At 72.0% G+C, this 9090-nt stretch carries 6 protein-coding genes; 4 read left to right on the forward strand and 2 right to left on the reverse strand.

The genetic code is table 11. From position 1 onward, the window contains the following. Positions 1-35: 35 nt before the first annotated feature. The 3 genes from metH (at position 36) to ADY01_RS27725 (ending at position 6031) form a co-directional block, all read left to right on the forward strand. Positions 36-3500 carry a methionine synthase gene (gene metH / locus ADY01_RS27715; RefSeq protein ID WP_063784381.1) on the forward strand — a complete coding sequence of 1155 codons (3465 nt, stop codon included), beginning with the start codon at positions 36-38 and terminating at the stop codon, positions 3498-3500. A 124-nt stretch (positions 3501-3624) separates the two neighbouring features. After that, positions 3625-4392: an HAD family hydrolase gene (locus ADY01_RS27720; protein WP_049578990.1), complete on the forward strand. Its 768-nt coding sequence runs from the start codon at positions 3625-3627 to the stop codon at positions 4390-4392. 43 nt (positions 4393-4435) lie between these two features. Beyond that, on the forward strand, positions 4436-6031 hold the full coding sequence (locus tag ADY01_RS27725) for an ABC transporter substrate-binding protein (protein WP_420715747.1): 1596 nt from the start codon (positions 4436-4438) through the stop codon (positions 6029-6031). A 6-nt stretch (positions 6032-6037) separates the two neighbouring features. Here ADY01_RS27725 and ADY01_RS27730 read toward each other — a convergent pair whose 3' ends face one another. Continuing rightward, positions 6038-6706, reverse strand: coding sequence for a response regulator (locus ADY01_RS27730; protein WP_049578997.1), 669 nt, complete (start codon positions 6704-6706; stop codon positions 6038-6040). Between the two features lie 63 nt (positions 6707-6769). Continuing rightward, the gene (locus ADY01_RS27735; RefSeq protein WP_234320436.1) at positions 6770-7723 is read right to left on the reverse strand and encodes a RecB family exonuclease; all 954 of its coding nucleotides are present in this window, start codon (positions 7721-7723) and stop codon (positions 6770-6772) included. 100 nt (positions 7724-7823) lie between these two features. Between ADY01_RS27735 and ADY01_RS27740 the strand changes: the two genes are divergently transcribed. Next, positions 7824-9089, forward strand: coding sequence for a site-2 protease family protein (locus tag ADY01_RS27740; protein ID WP_049578995.1), 1266 nt, complete (start codon positions 7824-7826; stop codon positions 9087-9089). Position 9090 lies beyond the last annotated feature (1 nt).

Below are 9090 nucleotides of genomic sequence, written 5' to 3' on the forward strand. Positions count from 1 at the left end.
CCCCCGCCGTCCCCCAGGCGGAGCGAGCCGCCGCCCTGCGTGAGGCGTTCGCCTCCCGCGTCGTCGTCGCCGATGGGGGCATGGGGACGATGCTCCAGGCCCAGGACCCGACGCTGGACGACTTCGAGCAGCTCGAAGGATGCAACGAGGTCCTCAACGCCACCCGTCCCGACATCGTCGGCTCCGTCCACCACGCCTACTTCGAGGCCGGCGTCGACTGCGTCGAGACCAACACCTTCGGGGCCAACCTCTCCGCCCTCGCCGAGTACGAGATCCCCGAGCGCATCGCCGAGCTGTCCACCGCCGGCGCCCGGATCGCCCGAGAGACCGCCGACACATTCACCCGGAAGGACGGCCGCCTCCGCTGGGTCCTCGGCTCCATGGGCCCCGGCACCAAGCTGCCGAGCCTCGGCCACATCGGCTACCCGGCCCTGCGCGACGCCTACCAGCGCAACGCCGAGGGCCTGATCGCCGGAGGCGCCGACGCGCTGCTCGTGGAGACCAGCCAGGACCTCCTCCAGACCAAGTCCGCCGTGCTCGGCGCCCGCCGCGCCCTGACCGCCACGGGCACCGACCTGCCCCTGATCGTCCAGGTCACCGTGGAGACCACCGGCACCATGCTGCTCGGCTCCGAGATCGGCGCCGCGCTCACGGCGCTCGAACCCCTGGGCATCGACATGGTCGGCCTCAACTGCGCCACGGGCCCGGCCGAGATGAGCGAGCACCTGCGCTACCTCTCCCGCCACGCCCGGGTGCCGCTGTCCTGCATGCCGAACGCCGGGCTGCCGGTGCTCGGCAAGGACGGCGCCCACTACCCGCTCGGCCCGAGCGAACTGGCCGACGCCCACGAGACGTTCATCGGCGAGTTCGGCCTGTCCCTGATCGGCGGCTGCTGCGGCACCACGCCCGAGCACCTGCGCCAGGTCGTGGAGCGCGCCAGGGACCTGCGCCCGGCCGCCCGCGACCCGCGCCCCGAGCCCGGCGCCTCCTCCCTCTACCAGACCGTCCCGTTCCGCCAGGACACCTCCTACCTCGCCATCGGGGAGCGGACCAACGCCAACGGCTCGAAGAAGTTCCGCGAGGCGATGCTCGCGGGCCGCTGGGACGACTGCGTCGAGATGGCGCGCGGGCAGATCCGCGAGGGCGCCCACATGCTCGACCTGTGCGTGGACTACGTGGGCCGGGACGGCGCCGCCGACATGGCCGAGCTGGCCGCGCGGTTCGCCACCGCCTCCACGCTGCCCATCGTGCTGGACTCCACCGAGCTCCCGGTGCTGGAGGCCGGTCTCGAGAAGCTGGGCGGCCGGGCCGTGATCAACTCGGTCAACTACGAGGACGGCGACGGCCCCGACTCCCGCTTCGCCAAGGTCACCCGGCTGGCCACGGAGCACGGCGCCGCGCTGATGGCCCTCACCATCGACGAGCAGGGCCAGGCCAGGACCCCCGAGCACAAGATCGCCATCGCCGAGCGGCTGATCGCCGACCTCACCGGCACCTGGGGCGTGGCCGAGTCCGACATCATCATCGACTGCCTGACCTTCACCATCTGTACCGGGCAGGAGGAGTCCCGCCGGGACGGCGTCCACACCATCGAGGCCATCAGGGAGCTCAAGCGCCGTCACCCCGAGGTGCAGACCACCCTCGGCCTGTCCAACATCTCCTTCGGCCTCAACCCGGCCGCCCGCCTCGTGCTCAACTCCGTCTTCCTCGACGAGTGCGTGCGCGCCGGGCTCGACTCCGCCATCGTGCACGCCGCGAAGATCCTGCCCATCGCCCGGATCGAGGCCGAGCAGGTCGAGGTCGCCCGCGACCTCGTCTACGACCGGCGCAGGCCGGGCTACGACCCGCTCCAGCGATTCCTCCAGCTCTTCGAGGGCGTCGACGCGAAGTCCATGCGGGCGGGCAAGACCGAGGAACTGCTGTCCCTGCCCCTGGACGAGCGGCTCCAGCGACGGATCATCGACGGCGAGCGCAAGGGCCTGGAGGCCGACCTCGACGAGGCCCTGACCGAGCGGCCCGCCCTCAAGATCGTCAACGACACGCTGCTGGCCGGGATGAAGGTCGTCGGCGAGCTCTTCGGCTCCGGGCAGATGCAGCTCCCGTTCGTCCTCCAGTCCGCCGAGGTGATGAAGGCGGCCGTGGCCCACCTCGAACCGCACATGGAGAAGGCCGACGAGGGCGGCAAGGGCACCATCGTGCTGGCCACCGTCCGCGGCGACGTCCACGACATCGGGAAGAACCTGGTCGACATCATCCTGACCAACAACGGCTACAACGTCGTCAACCTCGGCATCAAGCAGCCCGTCTCCGCGATCCTCGACGCGGCCGAGGAGCACCGCGCCGACGTCATCGGGATGTCGGGGCTGCTGGTGAAGTCCACGGTGATCATGAAGGAGAATTTGGAGGAGCTCAACCGCCGCGGCATGGCGGCCGACTACCCCGTCATCCTCGGCGGCGCCGCCCTCACCCGCGCCTATGTCGAGCAGGACCTCCACGAGATCTACAGCGGCGAGGTCAGGTACGCCCGTGACGCCTTCGAGGGGCTGCGGCTGATGGACGCCCTCGTCGCCGTCAAGCGCGGCGTCCCCGGCGCCACCCTCCCCGACCTCAAGCAGCGCCGCGTCGCCAGGCGCGCCGCGCCCGGCCCCGAGGACGCGGCCGCCGAGCAGGTCCCCGCCCGCTCCGAGACCGCCACCGACGTGCCCATCCCCGCCGCCCCGTTCAGCGGCACCCGCGTCGTCAAGGGCATCCCGCTCAAGGACTACGCGGAGTGGCTCGACGAGGGTGCCCTCTTCAAGGGGCAGTGGGGCCTGAAGGGCGCCAGGACGGGGGAGGGCCCCGACTACGCCGAGCTCGTCGAGACCGAGGGCAGGCCCCGGCTGCGCGGCTGGCTGGACCGGCTGCACACGGACAACCTGCTGGAGGCGGCCGTCGTCCACGGCTACTTCCCCTGCCACGCCGAGGGCGACGACCTGGTGATCCTGGACGAGGACGGCAAGGAGCGCACCCGCTTCTCGTTCCCGCGCCAGAGCCGGGGCCGGCGGCTGTGCCTGGCCGACTTCTTCCGCCCCGCCGAGTCGGGGGAGACCGACATCGTCGCCCTCCAGACCGTCACCATCGGCCCCCGGGTGAGCGAGGCCACGGCCGAGCTGTTCGCCGCCGACGCCTACCGCGACTACATGGAGCTGCACGGGCTCTCCGTCCAGCTCGCCGAGGCCCTGGCCGAGTACTGGCACGCCCGGATCCGCGCCGACCTCGGCATCGCCGCCGGGGACCCGGCCGGGCTCGACGGGATGTTCCGCACGGAGTACCAGGGCTGCCGCTACTCGCTGGGCTACCCGGCCTGCCCCGACCTGGAGGACCGGGCGAAGATCGCCGAGCTGCTGGCGTCCGAGCGCATCGGCGTCACGCTCTCCGAGGAGTTCCAGCTGCACCCCGAGCAGTCCACGGACGCGATCATCCTTCACCATCCGGAAGCCAACTATTTCAACGCCCGCTAACCCGTGTGGGTGATATAGAGCGGGCGGCTCACAGCACGCCGACGTAGACTGATCGGTCCGGTACAGGCCGGCCGCCCCCACCCGGGGCGGCCGGCCTGCTCGCTCCTAGTGGAGGTGTGCGCGGATGACGAGTTCCCTGCCCGCCGTCGACACCAGAGCCCGCTCAGGCGGTGGCCCACAGGCCGTGCTCCTGGACATGGACGGCACGCTGGTGGACACCGAGGGCTTCTGGTGGGACGCCGAGGTCGAGGTGTTCGGCGCCCTCGGGCATGACCTGGCGGACGAGCACCGCCAGGTGGTGGTCGGCGGCCCCATGACCCGCAGCGCGGGGTACCTCATCGAGGTCACCGGCGCCGACATCACCATGGACGAGCTGCGCGTCCTGCTCAACGCGGGGTTCCTGCGCCGCCTGGACCGCGGCGTGCCGCTGATGCCCGGCGCCCGGCGGCTGCTCACCGAGCTGGCCGCCCACGGGGTGCCCACCGCCCTGGTCTCGGCCTCCCACCGCGTCGTCATCGACCGCATGCTGGCCTCCCTCGGGGCCGAGCACTTCGCGCTCACCGTCGCGGGCGACGAGCTGGAGCGCACCAAGCCCCACCCCGACCCGTACCTCACCGCCGCCAGGGGCCTGGGCGCCGCCCCGGAGCGCTGCGTGGCCGTCGAGGACACCGCCACGGGCGTCGCCTCCGCCGAGGCCGCCGGCTGCCGGGTGGTGGCGGTTCCGTCCGTGGCCCCCATCCCGGCCGTCGCCGGACGCACCGTCGTGGACTCGCTGGAGAAGGTGGACCTCGCCCTCCTGCGCTCCGTGGTGGCCGCCCCCTTGCCCCCCTCGTCGGCTGCCCGCCCCGGCCGTGATGTTTCTCACCTGGGGAACGGGGTTACGGCCGACTAGGGTCAGTGCGGTCTGTCCCGCAGCGAGACGATGAGGAAAACACGTGAGACGACGTGTTGCGTGGGCGCGGTTCCCCCTGATGCTGGGGACCGCGGCCCTTCTGCTCACCGGATGTGGTCTCACCGACGACGAGGAGCCCGGAGACGGGGTCGCGGTCGTGGTCGGCATGACCGACGAGGTGCTGGCGACGGACCCGGCCTCCGGGTACGACCCGGGCTCCTGGCTGGTCTTCAACAACGTCTTCCAGTCCCTCCTCAGCTTCCCGCCGGGCGGCACCGAGCCCCAGCCCGAGGCCGCCAGGGAGTGCGGCTTCACCGACCGGGTCAGCCAGCGCTTCACCTGCACGCTGCGCGACGGTCTGACGTTCACCAACGGCCACGAGCTGACCTCACAGGACGTCAAGTACTCGTTCGACAGGACGCTGCGGATCAACGACCCGAACGGGCCCGCCGTGCTGCTGTCGTCCATCGACCGAATAGAGACGCCGGACGACACGACGGTCACCTTCCACCTGACCCAGCCCGACGCGACCTTCCCGCAGAAGATCGCCTCGGGCGCCGGCTCGATCGTCGACCACCGCGAGTACCCGTCCGACGAGCTGCGCACCGACGGCGAGGCGGTCGGCTCCGGCGTCTACACGCTGGAGAGCTACTCCGAGGGCGAGGCCGTCTTCGCCGTGAACGAGGAGTACCAGGGCCCCGCCGAGGCGCAGAACTCCGAGGTCACCCTGCGTCTCTTCAACGGCGACCAGAAGGCCCTGAAGCAGGCCGTGGAGGGCGGCGAGGTCGACGTGGCCTACCGCGGCCTGGCCGCGAGCGACATCGCCGACCTGGAGAGCTCGACCCTCGACGGCGACGGCGGCGTCAAGGTCGTCGACGGCAGCAGCGCCGAGGTCCAGCACCTCGTGTTCAACATGGACGACCCCGTCACGGGCGACCCGGGCGTGCGCCGCGCCATCGCCCACCTCATCGACCGTTCCACCCTGACGCGCGACGTCTACCAGCGCACCGCCGAGCCGCTCTACTCGATCGTCCCCGCGGGGATCACCGGCCACAACACGGCCTTCTTCGACACCTACGGCGACGTCCCGCGCCCCGACCTCGCCGAGGACGCGCTGCGCGAGTCCGGCTTCACCGAGCCGGTGGAGCTCACCCTGTGGGTGACCCCGGCCCGATTCGGCCCGGACACCGAGGCGGCCTTCGAATACCTCGCGGGACAGCTCAACGAGAGCGGCCTGTTCGACGCGACGGTGCGCAGCGTCCCCGCCGACGAGTTCGCCGAGGGCGTTGCAGGCGGCGACTACGGCGCGTACGTCCGCGGCTGGGTGCCGGACTACCCCGACCCGGACAACTTCACGGCCCCGTTCTTCGGCGAGGGCAACATCCTGGAGAACAACTACGAGTCGCCCCGGATCACCGAGGAGCTCATCCCGCGCACCGAGCAGGAGAGCGACCGCGCCAGGACCGTGGAGGACTACTCGACGCTCCAGGACATCGTCGCCGAGGACCTGCCGTTGATCCCGCTGTGGCAGGGCAGGCAGTACGCCATCGCCGCCGAGAACATCGACGGCCTCCAGTGGACCCTGGACGCCTCGACGGTCTTCCGCTTCTGGGAGATCCTGAAGACGCCGGAGGAGTAGCCCGGGTCAGCTTCCCGGGCGCACCAGGCCGCTCTCATAGGCGAAGACGGCGGCCTGCACCCGGTCGCGCAGCGCCAGCTTGGTCAGGACGTGCCCGACATGCGTCTTCACCGTCGTCTCGCTGACGAAGAGCTCCGCGGCGATCTCCGCGTTCGACAGGCCGCGCGCCACCAGCTTCAGGACCTCGACCTCCCGATCCGTCAGGGTCTGGAGCGCGTCGGGCACCGCCTCCTCGCCGGAGGGCAGCTTGCCCGCGTACATGTCCAGCAGCCGCCGTGTGACGCTGGGGGCGAGCATCGCCTCGCCCGCGGCCACCACGCGGATGGCCTGCACCAGCTCCGCGGCCGGCGCGTCCTTCAGCAGGAACCCGCTGGCCCCCGCACGCAGCGCCTCCACCACGTACTCGTCCAGGTCGAACGTCGTCAGCACCAGCACCTTGGCCGGGCCGTCCTTCGCCGGGCCGGTGATCCGCCGGGTCGCCTCGACGCCGTCCATCCGCGGCATGCGGATGTCCATCAGCACCACGTCGGGCTGTAGCGCCCGCACCTGGTCGAGGGCCTGGAGGCCGTCCCCGGCCTCACCGACGACGGCCAGGTCGTGCTCCGCCTCGAGGATCATGCGGAAACCGGTGCGCAGCAGCGGTTGGTCATCGACCAGCAGGACGCGGATCGGCAGCACGGGGAGACCCTTCGGTCGGGAGCGCGGGCGCGAGTCGCCCAGGACCCGCACCATTCTCACTCACGGTGCCCCCGGCACCGGCGCCGCCTCCGTCGCACCGGCCGGCTCCCCCTCGTCGACCGGCAGCCGCGGCTGGATCATCAGCGGATACGGCGGGGGAGTGCCGCCGAACTCCGGGCAGCGCGACCGGTGGTCGCACCAGTCGCACAGCCGCCCGCGGCTCGGCCGCCAGTCGCCCGTCTCGGTCGCCCGCCTGATGGCCTCCCACAACGCCAGCAGCTTGCGCTCCACGCTCAGCAGGTCCGCCTCCTGCGGGTCGTACGTCAGCACGTCCCCGCTGCCGAGATAGACGAGCTGGAGCCGCCGCGGCACCGCCCCCCGCAGCCGCCACAGGACCAGCGCGTAGAACTTCATCTGGAAGAGCGCGCCCCCCGCGTACTCGGAGCGCGGCGCCTTCCCCGTCTTGTAGTCGACGATGCGGACGTCACCGCTGGGCGCGATGTCCACCCGGTCGATGACCCCGCGCAGCCGCAGCCCGGAGTCGAGCCGCGTCTCCACGAACAGCTCGCGCTCCGCCGGCTCCAGACGCGTCGGGTCCTCCAGCGAGAACCACCGCTCGACCAGCCCCTCCACCTCGGCCAGCCACGTCGCCAGCCGCGCCGGATCGATCTCCGCGGCCTCCCCACCGCCCTCGCCCTCCGCGCCGTCCTCACCTTCCGCGCCGTCCTCGCCCGTGCCGGTGAACAGCCGTGCCAGCTCGGGCCGCCGGCCCAGCAGCCGCTCCCACTCGCCCACCACCAGCGAACGGGCCCGCCGCGCGCTCCGCTGCTCCGCCGGCACGTCGAACACCCGCTCAAGCACGGCGTGCACGACCGTCCCCCGCGTCGCCGCCGCATTCGGCTCCTCGGGCAGTTTGTCGATCACCCGGAAGCGGTAAAGCAGGGGACACTGCATGAAATCGGCGGCCCTGGACGGGGAGAGCGAGTCGGGAGGCGTGGCGGTGGACCCAGTCATGGAGCGAACCCTACGGCGCGTCACTGACAGTCGGCGGCATACCATCGACTCCGGGCCCTCACGCACGGCGTGATCGGGCGCGAGGCAACGAGGGGAACTGGTGGGAGACTCGGACGACGACCGGACGCCGCGTTCCGGAGGCGGACAAGCCCCGGAGGACCACCCGCAGCGCCCCACGGAGAAGGAGAAGGGGAAAGAGGCGGGCGGCGGCATCCTGATGGGCCGCGTGTTCGGGGTCCCCGTCTATGTCGCGCCCAGCTGGTTCCTGGTCGCCGCGCTGATCACCTGGTTCTTCGGCAACCAGCTGGACCGCGTGCTGCCCGACCTGGGCGGCGGCCGGTATCTCGTCGCCCTCTTCTTCGCCGTCGCCTTCTACGCCTCGGTGCTGGTCCACGAGCTGGCCCACACCTTCGCCGCCCTCCGCTTCGACCTGCCCGTCCGCCGCATCCAGCTCCAGTTCTTCGGCGGGGTCTCCGAGATCGAGAAGGAGTCCCAGACCCCCGGCCGCGAATTCGTCCTCGCCGGGGTGGGCCCGCTCCTCTCCCTCGTCCTGGCCGGCGTCTTCGCGATCGCGCTGCTCCCCGTCGAGTCCGGCACGGTCCCCGGCGTGCTGCTGGCGGGCCTGATGATCTCCAATCTCATCGTCGCCGCGTTCAACCTCCTCCCCGGGCTGCCGCTCGACGGCGGCCGGATGCTGCGCGCCGTGGTCTGGAAGCTCTCCGGCAGCCCCATGACGGGGACCGTCGCCGCGGCCTGGTGCGGGCGCGTCCTGGCCGTCGCGGTGCTCATCGGCTTCCCGCTCGCCACCCACATGGGCTCGGTCACCGACCGCGAGTCGTTCACCGGCCTCGAATCCCTCACCGACGCGCTGCTCGCGGCCATCCTCGCCGCCATCATCTGGACCGGCGCGGGCAACAGCCTGCGCATGGCCAGGCTCCGCGAGCGCCTGCCCGCGCTCAACGCCAGGGCCCTCACCCGCAGGGCCGTACCGGTCACCGGCGAGACACCGCTGTCCGAGGCCCTGCGCCGGGCCAACGACGCGGGCGCGCGCGCCCTGGTGGTCGTCGATGCTGAGGGCACTCCCGTGGCCGTGGTGCGGGAGGCGGGCATCGCGGGCGTTCCCCAGCACCGCCGCCCCTGGGTGGCGGTCAGCGCGCTGGCCCAGGACCTCGCCGACGGCATGCGGCTGCCCGCCGACCTCACGGGCGAAGGGCTGCTCGACCACCTGCGGGCCACCCCCGCCACCGAGTACCTGGTGGTGGAGGAGACCGGCGAGATCTACGGCGTGCTGTCCACCAGCGACGTCGAACGGGCCTTCATCGACGCCATGGCCCGCTCCTCGCCCGCCCCCGGCTCCGGCCCGTGAC

Source organism: Streptomyces sp. SBT349, from assembly GCF_001083795.1.
Lineage (GTDB): Bacteria > Actinomycetota > Actinomycetes > Streptomycetales > Streptomycetaceae > Streptomyces.